The 334-nt window shown below is 54.8% G+C and carries 1 protein-coding gene; it reads right to left on the minus strand.

Going from position 1 to position 334, the window contains the following annotated elements; translation table 11 throughout:
* Window positions 1-185 (minus strand): transposase (locus QP970_RS11615; protein ID WP_284869969.1); only part of this gene is annotated, 185 nt, incomplete at its 3' end.
* Between the last annotated feature and the right edge of the window lie 149 nt (window positions 186-334).

The following is a 334-nucleotide window of genomic DNA, read 5'->3' on the forward strand; positions in this document are numbered from 1 at the left end:
GCTTGGGCTTTATCATGCACAGCTTTAATGCGGGCACGTTTTCCGGTGCCGTACTTTTTGACCCAAGAATGCAGCGAGGCTCGATTGATACCGAGCTGGGCTGATGCTTTGTTCAGCGAGAGGTCCTCATTGTTCTCATAGAGGGCCACGGCATCGCGTTTGAACTGTTCGGAGTGCCTGGACATGGTGGTAGATTACCTTTCTTCCCAGCTCGACTGGGCTGGATATCAGGTGTCCACCAAATGGGGGTCAGGTCCGACGCGTGGTCAAAGCTTCCGTCCTCGTGGCTACCGGGGTTAATGCCGAAGGCTATCGTGAGCTATTGGGCATGCAG

Source organism: Corynebacterium sp. MSK073 (genome assembly GCF_030232085.1).
Taxonomy (GTDB): Bacteria; Actinomycetota; Actinomycetes; order Mycobacteriales; family Mycobacteriaceae; genus Corynebacterium.